This window comes from Methylocystis rosea, assembly GCF_003855495.1.
Lineage (GTDB): Bacteria > Pseudomonadota > Alphaproteobacteria > Rhizobiales > Beijerinckiaceae > Methylocystis > Methylocystis rosea_A.
The window spans coordinates 2789262-2815085 of the sequence record NZ_CP034086.1; the positions used below are offsets into that span (position 1 = coordinate 2789262).

The window sequence follows — 25824 nt, forward strand, 5'->3', positions numbered from 1 at the left end:
GCTGTTCCTCAGCTCAGATTCGCGCGCCCGAAACGGCGCCCCAGGTGGTCCGCCAGCGCGTCTTCACGAAGATCAGACCGACGAGGCCGAGCAGCGCAAGGAAACCGAAGAAGACGAACCCGGCGGTGAAGCCGCCCGTCGCGCCTTTGGAGTAGGCGAGCGTCTTGGCGAGAAAAAAACCGCCAAACCCGCCCGCGGCGCCGACGAGGCCCGTCATCGCGCCGATCTCCCGGCGGAACCGCTGCGGCAGCAACTGAAACACCGCGCCATTGCCCATGCCGAGCGATAGCACGCCGACAGAGAACAGCGCCACCGCTGCAAAGGCGACGGGCGGCAGCTGCATCAGACCCCATCCCGCGACGCCTTTCGCCGGGGCCGGTCCCGCCGGCAGAAAGGCGACGGCGAAATAGCAGGCGGAGACGAGAACGAAGAGGAAGCACAACGTCTTCACCCCGCCGATGCGGTCCGCGATATAGCCGCCGACGGGCCTGAAACCCGAACCGAAAGCGACGATCAGCGCGACCATGAGGCCCGCGGCGACTCCCGTGGCGTGATACTGCGTCGTGAAATAGAGCGGAAGCGCCGAAGCAAGACCAACGAAGCCGCCGAACGTAATGAAGTAGAAAAACATGAACCAGCGGCTGTCGGAGTCTGCGAGCATGCTGCCGTAGTCGGCAAGAGCAATCGTCGTTTTTCCGCCGGGCGCGTCCTTGGCGGCCAGCGAATAAATGAGCAGCACCAGGACCATCAGCGCGAGCAATACGCCATAGACGGTCTGCCAACCGTAAGCCTCGGCGATCGAAGGCGCAAAGAGCGTGTCGAGCACGACCCCCATATTGCCGGCGCCGGCGATGCCCATCACCAGGCCCTGATATTGCGGCGGATACCAGCGGCCCGCCTGCGGCAAGGCGACGGCGAAAGAGGCTCCGGCGAGCCCGAGAGACAGACCGAAAAGCGCGATGGCGATCGAACTGCTCAGGCCAAAGACGCACACCAGAGATACCGCGAACATCACGATCGCCTGCGCGAGGATGCCCGTCATCTTCGGGCCGATCGCGTCGGCGAGGAGGCCGAGCGGAACGCGAAAGAAGGCGCCGCCGAGAACTGGAATCGCGACGAGCGAGAGTTTGTCCTCGACCGAAATCGGCATGCCTTTGGTGATGTAAATCATCAGCGGGCCGAGTGAGACCCAAGCCATGAAGCTGATATCAAAGTAGAGGAAGGCTGCAAGCAACGTCGGCCAATGACCGGCCTTTTTAAAATCCGACAGTTTCATCAGATGCTCCTTCTTTCATGTTTGTTTTGTCCTCTCGCGCCAAACCCATCGCAGACTCGGCGGCGAGAGAAATCTTGATGAGACGTTGAATTTCCGGTTGGCAGGAGCCGCAATTGGAGCCTGCGCGAGTGGCCTTCCCGACGTCGAGCGCCGAGCGGCAGCCTTGCTGGATTGCGGCTTCGATTTGCTTTTGGCCGACGCTAAAGCATGAACAGACGAGCGGACCGTCATCCGTCCGTTGTCGGCCCGAGCGGCCGGACAACAGCGACAGCCGCTCTGACTGATCGAGACGATCGCGGGCGAAGAGTTCGAGCGCCAGGTCCCAGGATTGTGCAACGGGAGACAAAGCCCAGATGAGCGCTGCGCGGTCCTCGACGAAGGTTGCGCCGGAAAACTGGTCCTTCGTCTCATCGATCAAATGGATAACGTCTTCGCTCGCCGCAGCGGCGTGGATGATCTCCGTCCACTCGTCATCTGTGAGATTGCCAGCGACGCGATAGCCGTAGCCATTGACGACGGCGACGCGCGCCCACCATACGCCCTCGGGCAACGTGATCGAGCTGCGGGAGAGAAGAAAGCCCTTCCGCGCGAAGCGCAAAGGGGTGACGATGGCGGGCGTCGCCTTCGATTCCGGCTGTCCCGAGAAGGGGTCGACACAAGGCGCGACAAGCGCGCCAATGCGCGCATCCGCGGCGGTTTCATCGGTCCAGTGAATCGGCGCGAAAGCATGCCCGGCGGGCTGTCGTTCCGTCACCACCGCGCGCAAGACGCAGCTTCCATAGGGCGTCGCGACGCGGGCGAAGCCGCCGTCTTCTAATCCAAAGCGTTCAGCGTCCGACGGATTGATTTCAACGAAGGGTTCGGGAAGATGTCGCGCAAGGCGTGGGCTCTCCCCAGTGCGCGTCATGGTATGCCATTGATCGCGAATGCGGCCAGTATTGAGCCGAAGCGGAAAGTCCCGCGTCAATGTGGTCGCCAAGGTCGGCTTCGCCGGCGCAACGAATTGTGCTCGTCCACCCTGCGAGATGAAGCCGCCGTCGGCGAAGAAGCGCGCGCAGCCCTTGCCGTCACCATCGCAGACTGGCCACTGCGTCGGCTCGAGCGCGTCATATTGGGCGTCGCTAAAGCGCGCGAGACCGCCAATGTCGAAAGCGCGCGTTCCGTTATTCTCGAATGCCGAAAGCGCGGCGTGTTCGCGAAAGACTTCCGCGACCGCTCCGTAGTCGAAGCCTGCAAAACCCAGGCGCCGCGCGACATCGGCGAAAATCGCCCAATCGGCGCGCGTTTCGCCCGGCGAGGGTAGAAAAGCGCGCTGACGCGAGAGGCGGCGCTCCGAATTTGTCACCGTGCCGCTTTTTTCGCCCCACGCCTGCGCCGGCAGAAGCAAATGCGCGCCGCTGTTGATCGTGTCGTTCGACGCCACATTGTCGGAGACGATGAAGAGTTTGAGCTTGCTGAGAGCAGCGCGCGCGGCATTGGCGTTTGGAAGCGACGCCGCCGGATTGGTGCCGACAACCCACAGCGCCTTGATGTCGCCGCGCGCGATGGCGTCGAACATCTGCACCGCCTTCAGCCCCTGGCGCGTCGCCATGCGCGGCGCATTCCAGAATCGACGAACGCGGTCGATGCTGTCCGCGTCAAAGCCCATATGGGCGGCGAGGCTGTTCGCGAGTCCGCCGACTTCGCGTCCGCCCATGGCGTTGGGCTGGCCGGTCAGGGAGAAGGGCGACGCGCCAGGTTTGCCGACTCGGCCCGTCGCGAGGTGACAATTAATGATGGCGTTGACCTTGTCGGTTCCCTGCGCCGACTGATTGACGCCCTGCGAGAATGCGGTGACCGTGCGCGGCGTTTGCGCGAATAATTCGAAGAAGGACGCAATGTCGACCTCGCGCAGTCCGGTGGACGCTGCAGTCGCTTCAATCGACGACGCGATGTTCCGCGCCGCCTTTAGGGCGCACTCCAGCCCCGTCGTATGACGGCGGACGTAATCATCGTCGAAGGCGCCGAGCTTCGCGAGATAGACAAGCAGGCCGCAAAACAGCGCCTGATCCGCGCCCGGCGCAATCTGCAGAAAAAGGTCGGCGCTCTCCGCTGTCGGGGTGCGGCGCGTGTCGATGACGACGAGCTTGGCGCCGCGCTCTTCCTTGTTGCGCATGATGCGCTGGAAAAGAACAGGGTGACACCAGGCGGCGTTCGAGCCGGCAAGCACAATGAGGTCGGCTTCGTCCAGATCTTCATAACAGCCCGGAACGACATCGGCGCCGAAGGCGCGCTTGTGGCCCGCGACCGTGGAGGCCATGCATAGGCGCGAATTAGTGTCGACGTTGGCCGAGCCGATGAAGCCCTTCATCAGCTTGTTGGCGACATAATAGTCCTCGGTCAGCAGCTGACCGGAGAGATAGACCGCGACGGCGTCGGGACCGTGCTCATCGATGATGCGACGAAATCCGTCCGCGGCTTGGTCCAGCGCGGCACCCCAGCTCACGCGCGCGAAGGCGCCGTCGGCCTGTCGGCGCATCGGATGGAGAAGGCGCCCCTCGAGCCCCAGCGTTTCGCCGAGCGCTGAGCCCTTTGAGCAGAGCCTACCAAAATTTGCGGGATGAGCCGGATCGCCAATCACGTCGGCGCTATTTGCCGACGCGAGCACGCCGCAACCGACGCCGCAATAGGGGCAGGTCGAGCGCGTCGTCGTCGCTTGATCAGGCACTAGGCTGTTGTGCGGATTTTCAAGCCGCGCGGGCGCCAGGACTTCATCGAGCATGAGCGGCCTCAATAGACGTCCTGTTGATAGCGCCCGCTCTTCTTGAGTTGGGCGACAAAGGCGACCGCTTCATCCGCGTTGCGGGCGCCGAATTCCGCGACGACGTCGACAAGCGCGCGTTCGACATCCTTGGCCATGCGCTGCGCATCGCCGCAGACGTAAAAATGCGCGCCTTCCGCCAGCCACGCCCATAATTCACGGCCTGACTGGCGCATGCGGTCCTGCACATAGAATTTTTCCGCGCCATCGCGCGACCAGGCGAGCGACAGGCGTGTGAGCAGACCGGTCGCCTTCATCGTTTCGAATTCGTCGGCGTAGAAGAAATCGCAGGCCGAGCGCTGGTGTCCAAAAAAGAGCCAGTTCCTGCCGGGCGCGCGAGTCGCCGCGCGCTCCTGCAGAAAGGCGCGAAACGGCGCAACGCCGGTGCCAGGTCCGATCATGATGATCGGCGTCGCGAAATCGTCTGGCAGCGCGAAGCCATGCGCAGGCTGCACATAGACCCGAAGGCTGTCGCCTGGCGCGATGCGCTCGGCCAGAAAGGTTGAGGCGACGCCAAGACGCTTGCGCTTGCCGACGACGTAGCGAACAGCATCGACCGTCAACGACAGGCGTCCCGGCGTCGCCTTGGGCGAGGAGGAGATGGAATAGAGGCGCGGCTGCAGCGGCTCCAACGCTTCGACAAAGGCTTCCGGATGTGGCCGCGCGCCTGGAAATTTCTGCAGCACGGAGAGCACGTCGAGCGTTGCCGCGTCGCCGTCAGGATCTTTGCCTTGCGCCAGCAAACGCGCCTTCTCGCGCTGCGCACCGCCGGTAATGAAGGAGATCAACTCGAAAAGCGCATCAGGCGCCGGAGACAGCGAAACGTCACTGAGCAAGGCGTCGCGAAGAGTTTTGTCGCACACCGGCGTTACATGCGAGGCGCCGAGCATGGCGATGATCTGATCGACGAGGCCGAGATCATTTTCGGGAAACACGCCGAAACTGTCGCCGACCTTGTAGCTGAGTTCGCTGGCGCCGAGATCGAACTCGATATACCAGGTGTCTTTCTCAGAGCCTTCCTTGTTCAGCCGACGGCGAGAAGCGAACGTCGCGCGCGCCGGATTGTCGCGCGAGCAGCCGGGCGCCGAAGCGATCGTGGGTTCAATCTGGGCGACAGCGGTCGGCGACGGCGACGGCTGATCCAGCTCCGCCGCAAGCGCCTTCACCATGCGCGCCGTATCCTTGCCGCCGGGCGCGCAGAGATTGAGGCGCGCTTCCTTCTTAGTAGCCAGCGCGTCCGCATAAGTCTCGCAAATGTAGCCGCACTGGCCGCAGTCTTGCTGCGCCATGGCCGCCATCAGGCGGCGACGCAGCGGACGGCCTTGGGCAAGCTGCATGCGCGATTCGAGCGCCAGCGTCTGATCATGCCACGGCGCCGCGCCATCGTCGCTATCGGCGCCGGCCATGACGGCGGCGTTGGCTTCCGGCGAGAGCGGCGTGATCGAGCTGTCATCGGGCGCGGCGAAGCCGGCAAAGAAACCGCTGAGCCAAGCGCGCTGCTCCGGCGTGAAAGGCGCATTCGGCGGAATGAGAAACGGCGGAGAGGACTGATGAGTCACGCCATGCTCTCCTCGTTGATGAGACGACGCAGCCCGTCGATGTCGTGACGGCGCGCGAAGCCGACAAAGGTTTCGTCCGCGTTCGCCCGGCTTTTTCGATAGGCGCTCAGAATTTTCGCCACCATTTGGGGCGCCTCTTCCGCCTTCACATTTTGAAAGAGTTCCGAGGCAATGCGCGCGTCTTCCGCAAAGCCGCCGCCGACGAGAATGTGATAGCCCTCGGCCGTGTCGCCCTCGTCATTCACCGGCACGCGCGCGCCGATCAGTCCGATGTCGCCGATGTAATGCTGCGCGCATGAGTGATGGCAGCCAGTGAGATGTATGTTGATCGGCGTGTCGATCGGCGCCGTCGTCTCGCAATAGGCCGCGATTTCTTCCGCATGCCGCTTGGTGTCCGCGGCGGCGAAACGGCAGCCGGAATTACCTGTGCAGGCGATGAGCCCCGCGCGAATCGGCGAGGCTTGCGTCGAAAGACCCAGCGCCTCGATCATCGCGACAGCTTCGGCAATCTGTGCGTCGCTAACGCCCGTGATCAGCACATTCTGCCACACGGTGAGACGCAGTCCGCCATCGCCGAATTGGCGCGCGATCTCGGCGAGACTGCGCGCCTGCTCGGGGGTAAAACGTCCGACCGGCAGAGCAACGCCGATCCAATTGAAGCCCGCCTGCTTTTGCGGATGCACGCCGATATGCGCGGCGCGATCCTGACGCGGGCGAATGGCGATCGCCGCAGCGCCTATGCGAAGCAGCTTGCGGCCGAGCTTGTCTTCGACGGCGGCAAGAAATTTGTCGAAGCCCCAGGCGTCGAGCACATATTTGAGCCGCGCCTTGGCGCGATTGGTGCGGTCGCCATGTTCGATGAAGACTCGCAGTATCTTGTCAGCGACCTCCACCGCCTCGTCCGGCGAAACGATCACGCCCGTGTCGCGGGCGAAATCCTTGTGCCCGGTGATTCCGCCGAGCGCGAGACGGAAATAAACGCCCGGCGCGACGCCATGCTCGTCGTGCACGACAACGGCCTGAAAGCCGATGTCGTTGGTGTCTTCCAGCGCGCCGATCAGTCCGGCGCCGTCAAAGGCGATGTTGAACTTGCGCGGCAAGCCATATAGCGAGCGATCGTTGAGGATGTGATGATGCATGGCGCGCGCATAGGGGCGCGTGTCGATCAGTTCCTGCGGATCGACGCCGGCGGTCGGCGTGCCGGTGATGTTGCGGATATTGTCCGCGCCGGAGCCCTTGCTCCAGAGTCCCAGATCCTGAACCGCCTCCAAAATATTCGTGGCGTTTTTCGGCGCGATTTCGCGGATCTGGATATTGGCGCGCGTCGTCACATGCAGATAGCCGCCGCCAAATTTTTCTGCGAGATCCGCAAGCCCCGCGAATTGCCAATGAGTCAGCGCGCCATTGGGGATGCGCAGCCGGCACATATAGGAATCCTGCGCCGGCGCGACGTAGAAGAGCCCGTAATAGCGCCAGCGGAAATTGTCTGCGGGCTTTGGCGGCGCGTTCTCTTTCGCCTGAGCGGCAAGCCGCGGCCAGGCGTCGAATGGATGCTCTTCGCGCTTCCATTTTTCCTGATCGGTCAGCTTGCCGCCTGCGGCGGTGACGCGGTCCTGCGCGGAGAAATGCGCGGCGTCCGGCCCCATCGGCTGCGCTTGTGCGGGCGTCGCCTTTTGTCCGCTGCGCGCCGAGAAACCGGCCGCAAAGCCTTCAAGATAGCGCTTCTGGTCGAGCGTGAAATCGACGGACATCTCAGGCGGCCTCTTGCATCGGCGCGCCGAACATCAATTCGTCGCAGTGAGATAAAATGTCCGCGCCGGAGCGGATGAGATCGAGAATGTCGGCGGCGCCGCGCGTGTCTCCCACCAGGATCGCGCCCACCAGCCTGTCGTCGCGCTCGACAAGCTTGCGATAGAGGCCCATGCGCGGGTCCTTGCAGACGATGCGGCGCACATCGCCTTCGCCGAGATAATCGCCGGCCGAGAAAACGCGCACGCCGGAGACTTTCAGATTGGTGGAGACGACGCTGCCGCCATAGGAGGCGTCTTGTCCGGCAAGCCGCATGGCGAGAACGCGTCCCTGCTCATAGGCTGGCTCGACGAGGCCGTAACAGACGCCGCGATGTTCGGCGCATTCGCCGATGGCGTAAACGCCGGCTTCGCTTGTCCCCAAGCCATCGTCGACTTTCACGCCTCGCCCGACGTCAAGAGCGGCCTGTCGCGCGAGGTCGGCGTTGGGCTGAATGCCGACGGCGAAAATCACGGCGTCGGCTGGAATCGTTTGTCCGTCGGCGAACTCTACATTCTCGACTTGGCCCGAACCGTTGATGCGCGTCGCGTTAGCGTTGAGAAGCACACGCACGCCCTTCTCTTCGACGAGGCAGCGCAAGATGTCGGCGCCGACCGCATCGAGTTGGCGCTCCATCAGCCGATCCATGACATGGGCGAGCGTCACGTCGACGCCGCGTCGCGCAAGGCCATAGGCCGCCTCCAGTCCGAGAAGACCGCCGCCGATGACGAGCGCGCGCGCGCCTTTGCCTTCCAGCCGGGACAGCGCCTCGACATCCCTTACGTCGCGAAACACGTGAACGCCCGGAAAATCAGCGCCTTCAATGGGCAGCCTTGCCGCGCGCGACCCGGTGGCGAGCGCGACTTTCGAATAGTCGACGCTCTCGCCATTATCGAGAAGGAGGCGCCGCGCCGCGGCGTCGATCTTGATGACCTTGCGGCCGCTCAGGACCTCGACGCCAGCAGCGCGCCACCATTGCCGGGGCTTGAGCTCGATGTCGTCGACCGACAATTCCCCGGCCAGCACCGAAGACAGCAGCACGCGATTATAGGCAAGCCGCGGTTCGTCTCCGATCACGAGAATGTCGTATCGACCCGGCGCCCGGTTCGTCAGCTCCTCGACGAAACGCGTGGCCGCCATGCCCGCGCCGACGACGACAAGCTTCTCGCGACTTTTACAATCCTGCAATCCAGTCATGTGTCGACTCTGCTGAACGGCCGAACGGTCCGGTCACAGGTCGCTTTGCCTTACAGGTGATGAGAACGGGCAAGACGACCGAAGCGCGCCGCGAATTGCGAAATCGCTTCTGTGACGGAGCCCAGCTTTGGGCTCGTTCCGGCGGACCGGCGGTCGTCGTTGACCGATGAGGTGATTGCACATTTCGGGCCAGAGGCGCCGGCGTGGCTTTTCCTGAGGAATGCGGGCGTTTGGCGCTGACCAACGGCAGCAGGCGGCATTTTGCGGCGCCGAATGCTTAGGCGCGAGGCGCCTAACGGCTGTCCCTTTTGAGCATCAGTTCAGCGCTCACAGACGCTGTCCGATATCGAAGCCGGCGAGATAATCTTCATAGCTGCGGTCGTCGAACGACGGTCCCGCAAAGGCCCCGATTTCGCGCTGAACATGCGGCCCATCGATCGCGGCGTCGAAAAGATCTGGGCGCAGGACGCTCTTCGCGCGATCGGCCATCTCTGGTGAATGGCGGGTCTGCCCCCAGCGCAGCATCTGCGCATAGATCCATTCGGCTTGCCGTGGATCCGGCCGCATGGCGCCGTCTCGTCCAATGATGAGGTAATTGGCGTCGCTTCGTTCGTCGCGCGCCTTAACACGCAAATGGCCCGTGAGCACGCGGCGGATGATCTCGGCGTCGACGCCGACATATTCCGGGCGCGAGAGAATTTGCGAAACCTCGTCGTGGTTATGCGGGTCGTCGACGAAGGCGGCCCCCCGGTCGAGCGCGCGGATCAGCGCCGCTACAAGATCGGGATTGTCGTTGGCGAAGCTCTCGCGCAGAGCGAGCACTTTCTCGGGCGCGCATGCGAAAATCTCGCAGCCGAAATGCAGAATGACCCCAACGCCAGCGTCGACCGCGACAGAACTCCAGGGCGCGCCGACGCAAAAGCCGTCGAGCTGGCCGCGCGCCAGATTTTCGACCATGTAAGGCGGCGGCAGAGCGATCAACCGCAGGTCTTCGTCGGGATCGACGCCGCCTTCCGCCATCCAGTAGCGCAGCTGATAATTGTGCATGGAAAAAGGAAAGGTCATGCCGAAGGTCAGAGGCTCACGTCCCTCGGCCCTTCGTCGCGCGACGAGCTTGGCGAGCGCGCGCGCGGTTTGTGCCGGATGCGCGACCTCGCCTTCCGCGGCGAGTTCGGCATAAAGCGACGTGGACACCGCGATCGCATTGCCGTTCATCGCGAGATTCATCGGCGCGACAAGCGGGACTCGCACATGGCCCAGTCCGAGCGTGGAGGCGACCGCCATCGGCGCCAGAAGATGCGCCGCATCGAAACGGCCGATGGCGAGCTTGTCTCTAATATTCGCCCAAGACGCTTCGCGGATCAGTTCGACGTCGAGACCTTCCGCCTTGGCGAAGCCCTTATGCGCGGCAATCAACAGCGCGGCGGCGTCGACGAGCGGAATGAACCCGATTTTCACATGCGCTTCGCTGGTCATTTAAACATCTCCGCCGCAGTGATGACCGAGCGTGCAATTTCGATAATCTTTTTGTTTTCGCGCATGGCGGCGCCGCGCATCAATTTGTAAGCGTCCTCTTCGGAAAGCTTCTTCGCCTTCATCAATATGCCTTTGGCGCGTTCGATCGTCTTGCGCTCCTCAAGATCGGATTTGGCCTGTTCGAGTTCATCCTGAAGCTTCGAGAAGGCATTGAACCGCGACACGCACAGATCGAGGATCGATTTAATGCGTTCCTTTTTCAACCCGTCGACGATATAGGCCGAGACCCCAGCGTCGACTGAGGCCTGAATCGACGCCGTATCGCTCTGATCGACAAACATGGCGATCGGCCGACGCACGGCGCGACTGACCTGAAACATCTGTTCAAGCGTATCGCGCGAAGGATTCTCGAGATCAATCAGGATCACGTCAGGGTCGCTGGCGTAGATGTGCTTCAGCAGATTGTGCATTTCGCTGATGCGCTCGACCTCTGTGAAGCCGGCGTCACGCAGTCCCTCCTCGAGGATCAGCGAGCGAATGGGACTTTCGTCGACAATGACGATCTTCAATTCACGGCGTCCAGTGAGCGCATGTAGGGGTCGCGCCAGCGGCGGCGCATCGCCGTCAGTCTCCGCGATCCGCCCGCCGGGCCGCGACCAACGCACGTTATATCTTGAAGCGCAACGACATGCCCGCCTGCCAGTTCTTCATGATCTGCGGACCGTTGAGATTCTGATAGACGGGCATGCCGGCCTCTACCGCGACAGTCGCATTGTCATAGCCGATAAATTTGCCGCTGATCGTCGCGCCGCCGAAGACTTCGACTCGCTGGCCGCCATAGAAGGCCGGATTGGCCGGCACGGCCGGGCCGCGGATTTCCGGATCGAAGCCGCGAATCGGTCCCTGCGTCGAACCGCTCACGCGGAAGGTGGTGGTGAGTCCGGGCGTCCAAGTGTAGCCACCCCAGGCGTTGAATTCATGCAGATCGCCCCAGCGATAGCCCCCGGAAGGATTGGGACCGAACGGAAAGCGCAGGCGATATTCGAGCAGGTAGTCCCAGGAATAGCCCAGTGAATTTGGGGCCAGAGGGAAGCGCCCGCGATAGCCGAGGCCCCACGACCACGGTCCCAGATAGCCTGCATAGACGATGCCCGGTAGAAAATCGAATGTGCCCGTGCCGGGCTGCATGCCATAGAATCCTCGGATGTTGCGGCGGGTTCCGTCGGGCAGGAGAAAGTCCTTGAACGTGGCGGTGTAGCTGCCGGCGGGCAAGGAGATGCCGAGAGAGAGCTGGATGCGGTGGACGTCGTCCTGATAGATACGATAGACGCCCGACAAAGTGACGTCGGCAAGGCTCGTCGTTCCCGGCAAACTCCTGCCGAGCGGCAGAATGCCCGACGCGCCCTTGAAGGTTAGGGCGTTGAGATTTTTCTCGATCATGCCGGCCGTGAGAACCACGGCGAAATCTTTGGTCACGCCGTAGTTCAGGCCGACAATTTGCGTCGCGACCGCGATATTTTGCGGGATGATGCGCACGGTTTGGCGGGGATTGAGAAAGAACGGCACCGTCGTGACGATATATTCGTTGGAGACCGTGCGCGTTCCCATTTTGATGCCCGACAGATTAGCGAAGACGGGCGTAATGGAGAGAACGAGTTTGCCGGCGGCCGGCATATCGGCGCCGAACACCCCCATGGGCGCCGGCGGAGGCGGCGCGGCCGGCGCCAGGGATGGCGGCGGCGCTTGAAGTTGTACCGAAGGCGCCTCGGACGGCGCGTTCTTGCGGGGCGCGGCGTTCGCGCCGGTCGCCACGAGCGCGGCCGCTGCGACTATCAATTTTGCGGCGCCGCGCCATGGCGGCTGTCGGCGCATCGATCGCTGGGACTGTGCTCTCTTCATCGCGAACCTCATCTGCATCTCGCCTGCGCGCGCCCCAGAAACGAAAAAAGCCGCTGCCTGAACGCCTGCGAAGCAGACGTTCAGGACAGCGGCGATGCTGGGGGGCCCTTCTGTGGACCGCGTGACGTCGCAAGCGACGCCCTCGCGCTATCGGATGCAATCGCGGCGCCACCTACAGCGAAGCTGTATGGCGCGCGTCGCTGAGCCGCTCTGGAAGCCAGGCTTTTGCAGGGGTTCGCGCTTGCACGCGCGCGCTTGCGAAACATTCACGAGGAATTATTCGCGTGGCGCGCTTGCTTGCGAGGCGGCAACGAACGCTGAAAAAATTCGCATTCTGCCGCCAACAGCGACAGCCGCTCCGTCCTTGTAGCAGGCGTTTGCCGTGATGACGCGGCCTTCTACATGTCTTCCGTCCGACGTCCGTGTTTGGACAGGGAGGACGCAATGAGAGGATGTGAAACTTGTCTCGCGGCCGCCGCCTCAGAAGGCTCGCGATGAACGAGACCAAGAAGAAAGCGCCGACGACCGATCAGCGCGGGCGCCGATCCTGCCGTCGCCCCTTCGGGGACCGACGAAGAGGCCGGCGGATTTCCGCCGACGGAGAAGGAGCCGTGCGCTCGCAGTCGAGAAGTCCGCCGGCAAGCCGCAGACGCCGTCCTAGAAGTAGCTGCCTCCCATAGCGCCGCCGAACGCTCAACTCCCGCGCCCTTCAATGCCGCGAGCGTGGAGTTGATGGTCGATGCCGGCAGCGGCGCGCCGGTGGGATATTCACCTGCTATGCGCCATTTAGCTGTTTGCTGATGCAGTTGCGCCCGTTCCGACGACACGGATGTGAGCGCATCCAACGACGACCTAAAAATCCTAATAGCGCCTTTACATCATTCGCGCGCAAATTGCGGTTCGTGGTTCTCGTTTGACAAAGCATCAAGGCGAGAACGCGACATTAAAGTGAGATGCGCTCATGCCTCTATCTCTCATAGGCCTAGGCGTCGCGGCCTTTATCTTTGTGATCGCGAACAATCTGGTTCACGAGATGCGCGCGCGGCGTGCGCGCATTGATTCACGTCGCCGGTAAGCGCGGAGAGGAACACATGCTCGATCTTCTGTACGTTGGCCTCGGTCTTTTCCTGTTTGCGATCGTTGGCGCCTATGCGCGGGCCTGCGGGCGCCTTTAGGAGAACCGCATGTTTGAACCTGTCATCGGACTGATCGTCGCCGTTCTTCTCGGCGCCTATCTCGCCTATACGCTGCTCCATCCCGAAAAATTCTAAAGGGAGGCTCGGCATATGCCGGGCGTTCGCCATGACTTCCATTGGGCTGGCGCAAATCGCCATCGTCCTGCTTGCCGTTATTGTCGCCGCTATTCCGCTCGGCAATTACATAGCCACCGTCTTAGCGGGCGAGCGCAGCCTGCTCTCTCCCGTGCTCTCGCCCCTTGAGCGCGTCTTCTACAGACTCTCCGGCGTTGATCCAGCGCGGGAGCAAAACTGGCTTGCCTACGCGATGGCGATGCTGGCCTTCAGCGTCGTTGGATTTGCGTCGCTCTACGCCCTGCAGCGGCTCCAGGCCTATCTGCCGCTCAATCCTCAGGGCTTTAGCGGGGTTCCCGCCGACCTCGCCTTCAACACGTCGATGAGCTTCGTCACCAACACCAATTGGCAAAACTACGGCGGCGAGTCGACGATGAGCCACCTGACGCAGATGCTCGGCCTCACCGTGCATAATTTCGCATCCGCCGCCACCGGCCTTGCGATGGCGTTCGCGTTGGTGCGCGGTTTCTCGCGCGCCGAATCGCCGACCGTCGGCAATTTCTGGGTCGACCTCACCCGTTCGACGCTTTACGTGCTCCTGCCGCTTTCGATCGTCGTCGCGCTCGCCCTCGTCGCTCTCGGCGTGCCGCAGACGCTTCAGGGTTCGGTCGAAGCGACGACGCTGGAGGGCGCCAGGCAGATGCTCGCCATAGGCCCGGTCGCCAGCCAGGAGGCGATCAAGGAGCTCGGCACCAATGGCGGCGGCTTCTTCAACGCCAATTCCGCGCATCCTTTCGAGAGCCCGAACGCCCTTTCCAACATGCTGGAAATCTGGGCTCTGCTTGTCATCCCCTTCGCCACGGCCTTCGCCTTTGGGCGTGCGGTCTTCGACTATCGACAAGGTCGCGCGATCGCCATCACGATGATGATCGTGCTCGTCGCGGGCGTATCAGTCGCTTACTGGGCCGAGGCAGGCGGCAATCCGTTGCTGACGGAGATCGGCGTCGATCCTTCGTCTGGCAATATGGAAGGCAAGGAGGTGCGCTTCGGCCCTGCGATGAGCGCGCTATTTGCCGCGTCGACCACGGGCACGAGCTGCGGCGCCGTCAACGCCATGCATGACTCGTTCATGCCGCTCGGCGGTCTCGTTCCCTTGTTCAACATGCTCATGGGCAGCATCGCGCCGGGCGGCGTCGGCGCGGGGCTCTACGGGTTTCTCGTCTTGGCGATCATCGCGGTTTTCATCGCGGGTCTTATGGTCGGCCGCACGCCGGAATATCTCGGCAAGAAGATTGAGACACGCGAGATGAAGCTCGCGATGCTGGCGGTGCTGATCTATCCGCTCAGCGTTCTTGCCTTCACGGGCGTTTCGGTCATGCTTCAGACGGGGCTCGCCAGTCTCAACAATGCCGGCCCGCACGGGCTTTCCGAAATCCTTTACGCATTCGCTTCGGCGACGGATAACAACGGATCGGCCTTCGCAGGGCTGACGGGCAATACGCCTTGGTACAACACGACGCTCGGCGTCGCAATGCTGCTCGGACGCTTCGCCTTCGTCATTCCCGTGTTGGCGATCGCCGGCGCGTTCGCGGCGAAAAAGAAGGGCGCCGCCTCGGTGGGAACCTTCCCGACGCATGGGCCTCTCTTCATCGGCCTGCTGCTCGGCGTCATCGTCATCCTCTATCTGCTGCAATATTTCCCAGCGCTCGCGCTCGGCCCAATCGTCGAGCATTTCGCGCTGCTTGCAGGAAAAACCTTCTAAGGAGCATGTCAGATGTCGCATAAAGTGGCCGCTCCCGGTCTGTTCGACGCCGCGATCACAAAGCGCGCCGCCGTCGACGCCTTCAGGAAGCTCGATCCGAGACGCCTTGCGCGCAATCCAGTGATCTTCGTCACAGAAGCCGTGTCGGCGGTGGTCACGGCGTTCTTTGTGCGCGATCTCCTCGCGCAGAATGGCGCCGCCTTTTTCTCTGGCCAGATCGCCGCCTGGCTGTGGTTCACGGTGCTCTTCGCCAATTTCGCCGAAGCGGTGGCGGAGGGACGCGGCAAGGCGCAAGCGGACGCTTTGCGTAAGACGCGTAGCGATTCACGCGCCAAGCGGCTGATCGATCCGCAAGACAAGAGCGGGATGAAGGACGTCTATGAAGGCGTTTCGGCGCTCGATCTCAAGCTCGGCGACGTGGTGCTGGTCGAAGCGGGTGACCTCATCCCCGGCGATGGCGAAGTGATTGAAGGCGTCGCCTCGGTCAACGAGTCCGCGATCACAGGCGAGTCCGCGCCGGTCATCCGCGAGGCGGGAGGCGACCGGTCAGCCGTGACCGGCGGCACGACGGTTCTCTCCGACTGGATCAAGGTGAAGATCACCGCCGCGCCGGGTTCAACCTTCATCGATCGGATGATCGCGCTCGTCGAGGGCGCGCAGCGGCAAAAAACGCCGAACGAACTCGCGCTGTCGATTCTTCTGTCCGGGCTGACGATCATTTTCTTGATCGTCTGCGTGACGCTTTGGCCGCTCGCGATCTACTCCGGCGCGGCGATTTCGGTCACCGTGCTGATCGCGCTGCTCGTCTGTCTGATCCCGACGACGATCGGCGGACTCTTGTCGGCGATCGGCATCGCCGGCATGGACCGGCTGATCCGCTTCAACGTCATCGCCACCTCCGGACGCGCCGTGGAGGCGGCGGGCGACGTCGACACGCTGCTTCTCGACAAGACCGGAACGATCACTTTCGGCAATCGCATGGCGGATGAGTTCATTCCTGTCGAGGGCGTCTCCGAGCGCGCGTTTGGAGAAGCCGCTCTGCTTGCCTCGCTGGCGGATGAAACGCCGGAGGGGCGCTCGATCGTCGCTTTTGCGAAAAGCACGCTTGGCTTTTCGACGCCCGATCTCGGCCAGGAAGCTCAGATCGTTCCCTTTTCCGCGCACACGCGCATTTCCGGAGTCGATCTTCCCGGACGGATGCTGCGCAAGGGCGCCGTCGACGCCGTGGCCGCACAAGTCAAGTCCGTTCCTGTCGATTTCGAACGCGCCGTCGAACGGATTTCGCGCGCCGGCGGCACGCCTCTGGCCGTTTCGGAAAACGGCAGGCTGCTGGGGGTCATTCAGCTCAAAGACATCATCAAGCCCGACATCAAGTCACGCTTTGCAGCCTTGCGCGCGATGGGCGTCAAGACGGTGATGGTCACCGGCGACAATCCGATCACCGCCGCGGCGATCGCCGGAGAAGCGGGAGTCGACGATTTCATCGCGCAAGCCAAGCCCGAGGATAAACTCGCCTATATCCGTAAGGAGCAGCAGGGCGGCCGCCTGATCGCCATGTGCGGCGACGGCACCAATGACGCGCCGGCGCTCGCTCAGGCCGACGTTGGCGTCGCCATGCAGACGGGCACCCAGGCGGCGCGCGAAGCCGGCAATATGGTCGACCTCGACAGCGATCCGACGAAACTCATCGAGATCGTCGCGATCGGCAAACAGCTGCTGATGACGCGCGGGTCGCTGACGACCTTCTCGATCGCCAATGACGTCGCCAAATATTTCGCGATCATTCCGGCGCTGTTTGTCGTCGCCTATCCCGAACTGGAGGCGATCAACATTATGAAGCTCGCCTCGCCGCAGTCGGCCATCCTCTCGGCGGTGATCTTCAACGCGCTCATCATTATCGCGCTCATCCCGCTCGCGCTGAAGGGCGTCCCGTACCGGCCCGTGGGCGCCGCCGCTTTGTTGCGACGAAATCTGCTGATCTATGGGCTCGGCGGTCTGATCGCGCCCTTCATCGGCATCAAGCTTATCGATCTCGCCGTCTCGGCCGTTCATCTCGCGTAAGGAGCCCTCAGATGCTCTCCCAAATTCGTCCGGCGATCGTCATGATCGTTCTTTTCACCGCGCTGACCGGAATCGTCTATCCGCTGGCGATCACCGGCGTTGCGCAACTCGCCCTGCCGACGCAGGCGAATGGAAGCGTGATCGAACGCGACGGAACAGTGGTCGGCTCGGCGCTGATCGGACAAAACTTTGCCTCCGATCGCTATTTTCATGGCCGACCCTCGGCGACGACAGGCCCCGACCCAGCTGATCCTTCGAAGACCGTCGATGCGCCCTACAACGCATCAAACTCGATGGGCTCCAATCTCGGGCCGACGTCGAAGAAGCTTGTCGACCGCGTCAATGCGACGATCGAGGCGGAATTCGCCGCCGGCCGCGTCGACGTCGTCGCCGCCGACGCCGCGACGACATCCGCCTCCGGCCTCGATCCGCATATTTCGCCGCAGTTCGCGCTGGCGCAGGCGGGGGCCGTCGCCAAGGCGCGCAATCTCAGTGAGTCGCAAGTGCGCGCCGTTGTCGAAGCGAATCTCGAAGGGCGCGTTCTTGGCGTGATCGGCGAGCCGCGTGTAAATGTGCTCTTGCTGAATTTGGCTCTTGATCGCTTACACTAGAGGTGACGCCCAAGAAGGTAGACGTCTTTGGCCCGCGACGACGGAGACTTCGACCGCCGACCCGACCCCGATGCCCTCCTTGCCCTGAGCGACAAGGAGAGCAAAGGGAAGCTTTGCGTGTTCCTCGGCGCCGCGCCCGGCGTCGGCAAAACCTACGCGATGCTGGCGCGCGCGCAAACGGCCAAGGCTGAGGGCGTCGATGTTGTCGTAGGCGTAGCGGAGACGCATGGGCGCTCTGAGACGCAAGCGCTCCTCAACGGTCTTGAGACGCTGCCTCGTCGCAAATGCGAATACCGCGGTCGGATCATCGAGGAATTCGACATAGACGCGGCGGTGGCGCGAAAGCCTCAGCTCATCCTTATCGACGAACTCGCGCACACCAATGCGCCAGATAGCCGGCACCCCAAACGCTGGCAGGATGTCGAAGAGCTGCTCGACGCCGGCATCGACGTCTGGTCGACGCTCAATGTCCAGCATCTTGAAAGCCTCGCCGACGTCGTTTCCCGCGTGACCGGCGTCGCGGTGCGAGAGACCGTTCCGGATCGAGTCCTGCAGAAAGCTGCGGACGTTATTCTCGTCGACGTCACGCCAGACGAACTGCTCCAGAGACTGAAGGACGGCAAGGTCTATGTTCCCGAGACCGCGAAGCGCGCGACGCAGAATTTTTTCACGCCGCGCAATCTCACGGCCTTGCGCGAACTTGCGCTGCGGCGAACGGCAGAACGCGTCGACGACCAAATGGTCGATTTCCTTCGCCAAGGAGCGATCGAAGGCCCCTGGGCGACGGCGGAACGCTTACTGGTTTGCGTTGGTCGTGATGCAAAGTCCGAGGAGGTGGTTCGCGCTGGCGCACGACTGGCGACAGGCCTTAACGCGACATGGATCGCGCTTTATGTTGAGCGCGCCGGACAGGACGAACAATCCGCGGAGGTGGTAAGAAATGTCGATCGGTCGTTGCAGCTGGCGGAGCGGCTTGGAGCGGAGATCGCGCGCATCTCGGGAGACGACCTCGCCGGCGAAGTGCTGCGATTTGCAAGACGCGAAAATATTACGCAGATTGTGCTCGGCCGTTCGCCAGCTCGGCCCTTCGCCCGAATCATGCGACGTTCCCTGACCGACGAAATTCTTCGGCAATCGACGGATATCGCGGTTCACGTCGTCGTCCAGGAGGATGGCGCGCTTCAAGCGAGACGCGCGCCGAAATTGCCGACCCTGTCAGAGACGTGGCTTGGGGTCGGCGGCGCCGCAGTGTCGGTCACGATTACGGTGATGGTTGGATATGTGCTCGACCGCTGGCTCGGTCTTGCCAATCCCTCGGTGATCTTCCTCCTTCCGGTCGTGCTTTGCGCCGTCGGCTTGGGGATGTGGTCCGCGATCATGGCCGCGGTTCTTTCCTTTCTCGCCTGCGACTTTTTCTTTTTCAATCCGCGCTACGAACTCACCATTTCCCAACCGCAGGAATTTCTTTCGCTCCTTGTCGCGCTGGTCGTCGCCGTCATAACGGCAATGCTCGCGAGCAAGATGCGCAACTACGCAAAGAACATGCGCCAGCGGTCTCAGGCGATGCAGTCGCTGTTTGAATTTTCTCGCAAGCTTTCGACGATAACGACGCTCGACGACATTCTCTGGGTGTCGGCTTCTCAAATTCAGAAAGCCGGCGGCGTATCCTGCGTTGTGCTGCTGATGCCGGAAGAGACCGGTTTGAGACTGGCTGCCGCCTGGCCGCCGGTTGATCAAATGGACGCCGGCGAACTCGCCGCCGCGCGATGGGCGCTGGAGAAAGCCGAGCCCGCCGGCTGGCGGACGGATACGCTGCCGAATGTGCGTTTCCAATTCCGGCCTCTCACGACGGCGCGCGGCGTCGTCGCCGTTTGCGGGATCGAGCCTAAGACGCCTCAGGAACCGTTCTCGGCTGCCACGGAAAGCACGATTGCGGCGCTGATTGAACAGACGGCGATTGCGATCGACCGATCGATGCTCGTCGGCGACTCGGTCAAGGCGGCGGCTCTCGAAGAGAATGAAAAGCTGCGGACGATTCTGCTGTCCGCCCTCTCGCATGATCTCCGCACGCCGCTCACTTCGATCACCGGCGCCGTGACGAGCCTGCGCGAGCTTGGCGAGAAGCTCTCGCCCGAAGATCGCAAAGACCTTCTCCTCTCGATCGAGGAAGAGGCCGGACGTCTATCGCGCTTCATCGCCAATCTGCTGGACATGTCGCGTATCGAGTCCGGCGGTCTGTCGCCGCGCAGCGATCTCGTCAATGTGGCCGACGTCATCCGCAACGTCTTGGAAAGATCTCGAAAAACGTTCTCCGGAAAAGACACGTCCATCAGCATCGCGCCGGACTTGCCGCCTATCCGAGGCGACGCCAATCTCCTGGGTCAGGTCTTGTTCAACTTGATCGACAATGCGCATAAATATGGCGGTCCGACCGGCGTGATTATTCATGCGCGGCGGGAGGGCGCTGACGTGGTCATCACCGTGACGGACGAAGGGCCTGGCGTGAAGGCGGCGGACCTCGAACGCATCTTCGAAAAATTCTATCGGAGCGGGCGCGTGGATGGCCGCAAGGCTGGAACCGGGCTCGGACTCTCGATCTGTCGCGGACTCGTCAAAGCCATGGGCGGAACCATCGTCGCTCAGAGCCCTGCCGTTCGGCGACGCGGGACAAGGATCATCATGCGCTTCCCTGCCGCAAGCCTGTCGAAGCAGGGTGTTGCGGCATGAGCGGCGAGAGCGTTCTTGTCGTTGACGATGAACCTCAAATACAGCGCGTGTTGCGGCCGTCGCTGACGGCGAGCGGCTACGAGGTCATAGAAGCGGCGACAGGCCGCGAGGCGCTGGCCGCCGTATCGGCCAATTCGCCCGATCTCATCATCCTCGATCTTGGTCTTCCCGACATGGACGGCAAAGAAGTGCTGCGAAAGTTGCGAATCATCACGCGAACGCCGGTGATTGTTCTCTCGGCGCGCGATCGTGAATCGGAGAAGATTGCAGCGCTCGACCTTGGCGCCGACGACTATGTCGAGAAGCCGTTTGCGATGGGAGAGCTGCTGGCGCGCATGCGCACGGCCTTACGTCACTCGCAGGATACGGCGACCTCCGAATCCGAACGCGTCATCGCCAACGGGCTCGTCGTAAATCTGAATAAGCGAAACGTCGCAAAAAACGGCGCGCCGGTAAAACTGACGCCGAAGGAATTCGAGCTCCTCGCCTTTCTCGCGCGACACGCCGGCCGGCCTTTGATGCACCGAGAAATCTTGAAAGCGGTTTGGGGGCCGGCGCATCAGAACGACAGCCAATATCTGCGCGTATTCATCGGCCAGCTACGGGCGAAGATAGAGGAAAACCCCGCAACGCCCACAATCATCGTGACCGAGCCCGGCGTCGGCTACCGATTTATCGAGATCGAATAGGATGATTTTTGTCTGACCGGCGGGCATCAGCGCAATACCAATGAATAAACCAACAATCGGCAGGATACCTGCGAAGGCGTCGGGCCGCTATTTCAATAAAACTCTTTGATTTATCGTTGGTTTCGATAATTTTCGACGACGATAGCCTTTGATTTGGTGCCCAGGAGAGGACTCGAACCTCCACGGCTTTCACCACTGGTACCTGAAACCAGCGCGTCTACCAATTCCGCCACCTGGGCTTAGAGCGCGTCTCATAGGGGCAGCGGACGCCTCGTGTCAATGCGCGCTTTATGCAAAACCACATGGCCGCCCAGGTTGCGGCGGCGCCAGCTCGCGCATTTCCTTCGTCGTCAAATTTCGCTAGAGCCATAGCGACCATTTTTCCGGCGAGAGCCGGCGCGGCGCAAGCGGAGCAAATCGCAATGATCGGCGACAATAACCAGACCATTGGCGAAGGACGGGTGGTGACAGTGTTCGGCGGCTCCGGCTTTGTCGGCCGCTACGTCGTCCGAGCGCTGGCGCGCGACGGCTGGCGCGTGCGCGTCGCTTGCCGGCGGCCCGACCTTGCCTTCTTTCTTCAGCCGCTCGGCCGCGTCGGCCAGGTGATGGCGGTGCAGGCCAATGTGCGCAGTCCGGAGTCGATTGCGGCGGCCCTGCGCGGCGCCTCGGCGGCGGTTAATCTTGTCGGCATCCTTGCTGAAACCGGCGCGCAGAAATTCTCGACCGTTCAGGCGGGCGGCGCGCGCACGATCGCCGAAGCGGCAAAGACGGCCGGCATCCACAATGTCGTGCATATTTCCGCCATCGGCGCCGATCCGCAGTCGCGTGCCGCCTATGGCCGAAGCAAGGCGGAAGGCGAAGCCGCCATGCTTGCGGAGGTTCCTGCCACGGTCATCCTGCGCCCTTCAGTGATTTTCGGGCCGGAAGATGATTTCTTCAACCGCTTCGCCACCATGGCGCGCTACTTTCCGTTCGTGCCCATCGTCGGCGCCGAGACAAAATTCCAGCCGGTCTATGTCGGCGATGTCGCCGACGCGGTGGCGATCGCGCTCGCCGGCCGCGCCAAGCCGGGCGTCGCTTATGAACTCGGCGGTCCGGAGGTCAAAAGCTTCGCGGAGATCGTCGACTATGTTCTGAAGGTCACGCAGCGCCAGCGCCGCGTCCTGAAACTCTCCTTCGGAACCGGCAAGCTTATGGCCAGCGTGACGCAAATGGCGACCAAGCTGTCGCTGGGCCTTTTCCCGAAGCTTTTGCGCATGACGCGTGATCAGGTCGAATTGCTCAAGCACGACAATGTGGTCAGCGACCCGGCGAAGGCGGAAGCGCGCACGCTGCAAGGTCTCGGAATCGCCGATCCGCAATCGATCGAGTCGATCGTGCCGACCTATCTCTATCGCTTCCGCAAGGTCGGGCAATATCAGACGCAGCGGCTGGGCGAATCCGCGTCGCGTTGACGACGTCGCGTTCTGAACTAGGGCCCGCGGGCGGACGGCGTCGTTTCCCCCCGCGGGTGTGGCGGCAGCATCCGATGGATGCGGGTCATGAAGGCGACGGCAAAGAGCGGCGTCAGCACGTTCAGCCCCGGCGTCGCGACGAAGACGGCGATGAACAGTCCGGCGACGAAGAGCCATAGCGCATGGCGACGGCGCAACGCCTCCGATTCCTGCAGCGAACGAAAACGCGTCGCGGCGAAGAGAAAATATTCGCGCCCGAAAAGATAAGCGTTGGCGAGGAGGAAGGCCGCGGCGTTTATTCCCGGCACGAAGAGCAGCAGCAGCGCAAAGAAATTGACGATCGCGGAAATTCCAGCGAAGCGCAGGCCCATGAGAATCGCCTGGGTCGCCGGAATGGCGCGACCGTGCTGTCCCGGCGGATAGAGATCCGCTTCGACGTGATCGGCGAGATCGTCGAGGAATAATCCGGACACCAGCACGGAGACGGGGGCGATGAGAAACGCCATCAGGAAGAACAGTCCGGCGCCCGTCGCATAGGTCAGCGCCGTCCGCAGCCAAGGATGCTCGACCATCATGAAGGACATGGCGAGCTTATCGAGACCCACCCAGGCGAGCGCCAGCAACAGGAAGGTCATGCCGAGGCTCTTGAGCAGCACCGCGCGGAACGGCGGCGTCACGATCTGGCGCAGCGCCGCCAAAGCGGCCTCGAACATTTCGGTCATGCGAGTCAATCACCTGCATCAATGGCGGCGAATCGCGGCCGCCATCCAGATGGCGTTTCGCAGCGCGCGACGCAAGTGCCGGGCGCGGTCAAAGGCCTGAAGCTATTTGCTGAGATGCGCGCTAAGATTTTGAAGGCCTTTCTCGAACTGATCGCCGATCATCTTGTCGCGGCTGACGAAGATGTTCATCGCCCTGCTCGCGAGGCTGGCGTCGCCGGACATGCTCCAAACGACATGAGTCTTATGCGCCGCGGAGTCGCCGCCCAAACCCAGCGTGCGCGCGAGCCAGCGTCCTTTCGTCAGTTCGCCGTCGGGAGCGAGAAAGAAGGTCACGTCATTGGCCGCAGCAAAGGGCTTGCGCATATCGAGCCTGAGGTCGACGCGCTCGGTCGGTCGACTGTCGACGATGGTCATGCGCCCTGCGCCGACATTCTTGTCGCCCGACCATTCGAAGGCGGCGCCGGGGCCCGCCGCGGGTCCCTCATATTGGATTTCGGCGTTTGGATCGAGTTTCGCCCAGGGTGACCAAGACTCCCAATTGCGCAGATTATTGATCGCGGCAAAAACCCGGCGCGGCGGCGCATTGATGACCGCCTCGCGCCGCACCACGAAACTATTCGGCTGCAGGTAAACGGCCAGTGCGAGCAAAGCGGCGCCGTAGAACAAGACGATGAGCAACAAGCCAGTCATAAACCCCTCCAATGCGTGCGCCAGGAACCCGCGACACAACTAGCGCGCCGGGCTCAGGCTTCAAATGAATCGGCAGCCTCGATCAGCGCGGCCGCATACGTTTCCATGAGGCGGAATTTGACCTCGCCGCGCGCCGCCGCAGCGATGAAGAAACCTGCGCGGCGCCATTGCTCAACGCCGTAACTGTCGCCGGAATCGCTGCTAACGGCGAGCGGCGACAGGTTGACGACAAAGCTGTCGAGCCCGCCCGCCAACCCCCGCCCGTCGGCCTTCAGGACAGCCTCCTTGAGAGTCCAGATCGCAAAGAAAACGTCGCTCTGCGACTCCGGATCAAGCTCTCTGCGCACGATCGCCGCCTCTTCGGGCGCAAAAAAACGCTCCGCCACCTTCAGGGCGTCTCGCGGCCTGAGAAACGACTCGACGTCGACGCCAACGTCGCGTCCCGACGCGATCGCCACGGCGGCCATGCCCCGGGTATGCGACAGGCTCACGTCAAGGCCGGTGCGCGGCGACGCCAGGAACGGCTTGCCGTGCAGCGTCACGCCGAATCGCCACGCGGCGGGCGCAATCCCTTTCGCGCGCCCGGAAAGGCTTGCGCGCAACAGCGCATGCGCGGCGACATAGGCGAGGCGATCCGATTCGAACGCAAAACGCGCCGCCCGCGCGGTCTCACCTTCGTCGAGAAGCGCAGCGAGCTTCGGCCATTCGTCGTCGGCGATCTTCGCGACGTCGATGAAGAACACGTCGACGGCGGCCGCGGACGTCTCGGCGTCGGCCGACGTCAGGAGACCCCGAGCTTCTTTTGCAGATTGGTCGAGGACGTCGTGTACTGGAACAGAAGCTTCTTTTCGGGATAGACGTAACGATGGGCCTTCTGCGCGGCGAGCGCGACCTCGTGGAAGCCTGAAAGGATGAGCTTCAATTTGCCGGGATAAGAGTTGATGTCGCCGACGGCAAAAATGCCGGGATGACTCGTTTCGAATTTCTCGGTGTCGACGGGAATGAGGTTTTCATTGAGCTGAAGCCCCCAATCGGCGACGGGGCCAAGCTTCATGGTGAGGCCGAAGAACGGCATCAGGCGCTCGCAGGCGAGCTTCTCTTCGACGCCGTCATTTCCCTTGAGGATCGCGCCCGCGAGTTCGCCATCCTCGCCTTCGACCGCGGTAATCTGGCCAAGCCTGAAGTCGATCTTGCCCGCCGCCATGAGCTCCTGCATCGCCGAGACGGAATGCGGCGCGGCGCGGAACTGGTCACGACGATGAACGAGCGTGATGCTTTTCGCCACCGGCTGCAGATTGAGGGTCCAGTCGAGCGCCGAGTCGCCGCCGCCAACGATGACGACGTTCTTGTCGCGGAAGTCCTCCATGCGGCGCACGGCGTAAAACACCGACTTCCCCTCATAGGACTCGATCTTCGGGATCGGCGGCTTCTTGGGCTGGAACGATCCCCCGCCGGCGGCGATGAAGACGACCTTGGCGTGGAAAATTTTTCCCGCGTCGGTGCTGAGGCGAAATTCCGGCTTTTCGGCCGTTCCGAGCGACACGAGCGTCTCGACCATTTCGTTGAAGTGAAAGGTCGGGTGAAACGGCTCGATCTGCTTCAGGAGATTGTCCGTCAGCTCCTGGCCGGTGCAGACCGGCAGGCCGGGAATGTCATAAATCGGCTTTTCGGGATAGAGTTCCGAGCACTGGCCGCCGGCGCGCGGAAGAATGTCGATGACATGCGCCTTGATGTCCAACAGGCCAAGTTCGAACACCGAAAAAAGACCCGCTGGGCCGGCGCCGACAATGACCACATCGGTTTCGATCGCGGCTTCTTTAAGCTGGTTCATCGTCAATTCCCGACTAATTCCTCAAACGCGGA

At 62.5% G+C, this 25824-nt stretch carries 19 protein-coding genes and 1 tRNA gene; 6 read left to right on the plus strand and 14 right to left on the minus strand.

The genetic code is table 11. The features are described from left to right. Positions 1-13: 13 nt before the first annotated feature. From EHO51_RS13485 to EHO51_RS20895, 9 genes are all read right to left on the minus strand, one after another. Positions 14-1276, minus strand: coding sequence for an MFS transporter (locus tag EHO51_RS13485; RefSeq protein ID WP_124739317.1), 1263 nt, complete (start codon positions 1274-1276; stop codon positions 14-16). Further along, a complete protein-coding gene (locus EHO51_RS13490; protein WP_124739318.1) occupies positions 1257-4037 on the minus strand; it encodes a nitrate reductase in 2781 nt (926 codons plus the stop codon). The genes EHO51_RS13485 and EHO51_RS13490 overlap by 20 nt, the downstream gene beginning before the upstream one ends. A gap of 8 nt (positions 4038-4045) precedes the next feature. Next, positions 4046-5635, minus strand: a complete 1590-nt coding sequence (locus EHO51_RS13495) for a sulfite reductase subunit alpha (protein ID WP_124739319.1) — start codon at positions 5633-5635, stop codon at positions 4046-4048. After that, the gene (locus tag EHO51_RS13500) at positions 5632-7386 is read right to left on the minus strand and encodes a NirA family protein (RefSeq protein WP_124739320.1); all 1755 of its coding nucleotides are present in this window, start codon (positions 7384-7386) and stop codon (positions 5632-5634) included. Before EHO51_RS13500 ends, EHO51_RS13495 begins: the two co-directional genes overlap by 4 nt. Position 7387: 1 nt before the next feature. Further along, the gene (locus EHO51_RS13505; RefSeq protein WP_124739321.1) at positions 7388-8620 is read right to left on the minus strand and encodes an NAD(P)/FAD-dependent oxidoreductase; all 1233 of its coding nucleotides are present in this window, start codon (positions 8618-8620) and stop codon (positions 7388-7390) included. A gap of 327 nt (positions 8621-8947) precedes the next feature. Next, the gene (locus tag EHO51_RS13510) at positions 8948-10096 is read right to left on the minus strand and encodes a CmpA/NrtA family ABC transporter substrate-binding protein (RefSeq protein WP_124739322.1); all 1149 of its coding nucleotides are present in this window, start codon (positions 10094-10096) and stop codon (positions 8948-8950) included. After that, positions 10093-10665 (minus strand): ANTAR domain-containing response regulator, encoded by a 573-nt coding sequence (locus tag EHO51_RS13515; RefSeq protein ID WP_029651121.1) that lies wholly within the window; start codon positions 10663-10665, stop codon positions 10093-10095. Before EHO51_RS13515 ends, EHO51_RS13510 begins: the two co-directional genes overlap by 4 nt. Positions 10666-10762: 97 nt before the next feature. Then, positions 10763-11932, minus strand: coding sequence for an alpha-amylase (locus EHO51_RS13520; protein ID WP_348629940.1), 1170 nt, complete (start codon positions 11930-11932; stop codon positions 10763-10765). 1061 nt (positions 11933-12993) lie between these two features. Next, positions 12994-13308, minus strand: a complete 315-nt coding sequence (locus tag EHO51_RS20895; RefSeq protein ID WP_245434602.1) for a hypothetical protein — start codon at positions 13306-13308, stop codon at positions 12994-12996. Here EHO51_RS20895 and kdpA point away from each other — a divergent pair. From kdpA to EHO51_RS13550, 5 genes are read left to right on the plus strand one after another with little or no spacing between them, the layout of a single operon-like run. Beyond that, positions 13298-15007, plus strand: coding sequence for a potassium-transporting ATPase subunit KdpA (gene kdpA / locus EHO51_RS13530; RefSeq protein ID WP_124739323.1), 1710 nt, complete (start codon positions 13298-13300; stop codon positions 15005-15007). The two genes, EHO51_RS20895 and kdpA, sit on opposite strands and share 11 nt — an antisense overlap. Before the next feature lie 12 nt (positions 15008-15019). Then, the gene (gene kdpB, locus EHO51_RS13535; RefSeq protein WP_124739324.1) at positions 15020-17068 is read left to right on the plus strand and encodes a potassium-transporting ATPase subunit KdpB; all 2049 of its coding nucleotides are present in this window, start codon (positions 15020-15022) and stop codon (positions 17066-17068) included. An 11-nt stretch (positions 17069-17079) separates the two neighbouring features. Then, on the plus strand, positions 17080-17679 hold the full coding sequence (gene kdpC, locus EHO51_RS13540; RefSeq protein ID WP_124739325.1) for a potassium-transporting ATPase subunit KdpC: 600 nt from the start codon (positions 17080-17082) through the stop codon (positions 17677-17679). Between the two features lie 27 nt (positions 17680-17706). Beyond that, positions 17707-20406 (plus strand): sensor histidine kinase, encoded by a 2700-nt coding sequence (locus EHO51_RS13545; protein ID WP_124739326.1) that lies wholly within the window; start codon positions 17707-17709, stop codon positions 20404-20406. Then, positions 20403-21095, plus strand: coding sequence for a response regulator (locus EHO51_RS13550; RefSeq protein ID WP_124739327.1), 693 nt, complete (start codon positions 20403-20405; stop codon positions 21093-21095). Before EHO51_RS13545 ends, EHO51_RS13550 begins: the two co-directional genes overlap by 4 nt. 154 nt (positions 21096-21249) lie before the next feature. On the opposite strand, the gene EHO51_RS13555 is transcribed toward EHO51_RS13550, so the two are convergent. Next, a tRNA-Leu gene (locus tag EHO51_RS13555) sits at positions 21250-21334 on the minus strand. A 183-nt stretch (positions 21335-21517) separates the two neighbouring features. Between EHO51_RS13555 and EHO51_RS13560 the strand changes: the two genes are divergently transcribed. Continuing rightward, on the plus strand, positions 21518-22549 hold the full coding sequence (locus tag EHO51_RS13560; RefSeq protein ID WP_124739328.1) for a complex I NDUFA9 subunit family protein: 1032 nt from the start codon (positions 21518-21520) through the stop codon (positions 22547-22549). A 17-nt stretch (positions 22550-22566) separates the two neighbouring features. Here the strand turns inward: EHO51_RS13560 and EHO51_RS13565 are convergent, their stop codons facing one another. From EHO51_RS13565 to EHO51_RS13580, 4 genes are all read right to left on the minus strand, one after another. Further along, the gene (locus tag EHO51_RS13565; RefSeq protein WP_124739329.1) at positions 22567-23271 is read right to left on the minus strand and encodes a sulfate transporter family protein; all 705 of its coding nucleotides are present in this window, start codon (positions 23269-23271) and stop codon (positions 22567-22569) included. Positions 23272-23373: 102 nt separating this feature from the next. Further along, entirely contained in the window at positions 23374-23961 is a 588-nt protein-coding gene (locus tag EHO51_RS13570; RefSeq protein ID WP_124739330.1) for an SRPBCC family protein, read from the minus strand. A 53-nt stretch (positions 23962-24014) separates the two neighbouring features. Further along, positions 24015-24704: a 4'-phosphopantetheinyl transferase family protein gene (locus tag EHO51_RS13575; protein ID WP_124739331.1), complete on the minus strand. Its 690-nt coding sequence runs from the start codon at positions 24702-24704 to the stop codon at positions 24015-24017. A 38-nt stretch (positions 24705-24742) separates the two neighbouring features. Next, positions 24743-25792 (minus strand): NAD(P)/FAD-dependent oxidoreductase, encoded by a 1050-nt coding sequence (locus EHO51_RS13580; RefSeq protein WP_124739332.1) that lies wholly within the window; start codon positions 25790-25792, stop codon positions 24743-24745. Positions 25793-25824 lie beyond the last annotated feature (32 nt).

Coding starts and splice junctions, on each gene's coding strand:
- EHO51_RS13560 (WP_124739328.1), top strand. CDS start 21,518: ATGATCGGCGACAATAACCAGACCATTGGCGAAGGACGGGTGGTGACA.
- EHO51_RS13580 (WP_124739332.1), bottom strand. CDS start 25,792: ATGAACCAGCTTAAAGAAGCCGCGATCGAAACCGATGTGGTCATTGTC.
- EHO51_RS13500 (WP_124739320.1), bottom strand. CDS start 7,386: ATGTCCGTCGATTTCACGCTCGACCAGAAGCGCTATCTTGAAGGCTTT.
- EHO51_RS13565 (WP_124739329.1), bottom strand. CDS start 23,271: ATGACCGAAATGTTCGAGGCCGCTTTGGCGGCGCTGCGCCAGATCGTG.
- EHO51_RS13490 (WP_124739318.1), bottom strand. CDS start 4,037: ATGCTCGATGAAGTCCTGGCGCCCGCGCGGCTTGAAAATCCGCACAAC.
- EHO51_RS13485 (WP_124739317.1), bottom strand. CDS start 1,276: ATGAAACTGTCGGATTTTAAAAAGGCCGGTCATTGGCCGACGTTGCTT.
- EHO51_RS13570 (WP_124739330.1), bottom strand. CDS start 23,961: ATGACTGGCTTGTTGCTCATCGTCTTGTTCTACGGCGCCGCTTTGCTC.
- EHO51_RS13505 (WP_124739321.1), bottom strand. CDS start 8,620: ATGACTGGATTGCAGGATTGTAAAAGTCGCGAGAAGCTTGTCGTCGTC.
- EHO51_RS13510 (WP_124739322.1), bottom strand. CDS start 10,096: ATGACCAGCGAAGCGCATGTGAAAATCGGGTTCATTCCGCTCGTCGAC.
- kdpC (WP_124739325.1), top strand. CDS start 17,080: ATGCTCTCCCAAATTCGTCCGGCGATCGTCATGATCGTTCTTTTCACC.
- kdpA (WP_124739323.1), top strand. CDS start 13,298: ATGACTTCCATTGGGCTGGCGCAAATCGCCATCGTCCTGCTTGCCGTT.
- EHO51_RS13550 (WP_124739327.1), top strand. CDS start 20,403: ATGAGCGGCGAGAGCGTTCTTGTCGTTGACGATGAACCTCAAATACAG.
- kdpB (WP_124739324.1), top strand. CDS start 15,020: ATGTCGCATAAAGTGGCCGCTCCCGGTCTGTTCGACGCCGCGATCACA.
- EHO51_RS20895 (WP_245434602.1), bottom strand. CDS start 13,308: ATGGAAGTCATGGCGAACGCCCGGCATATGCCGAGCCTCCCTTTAGAA.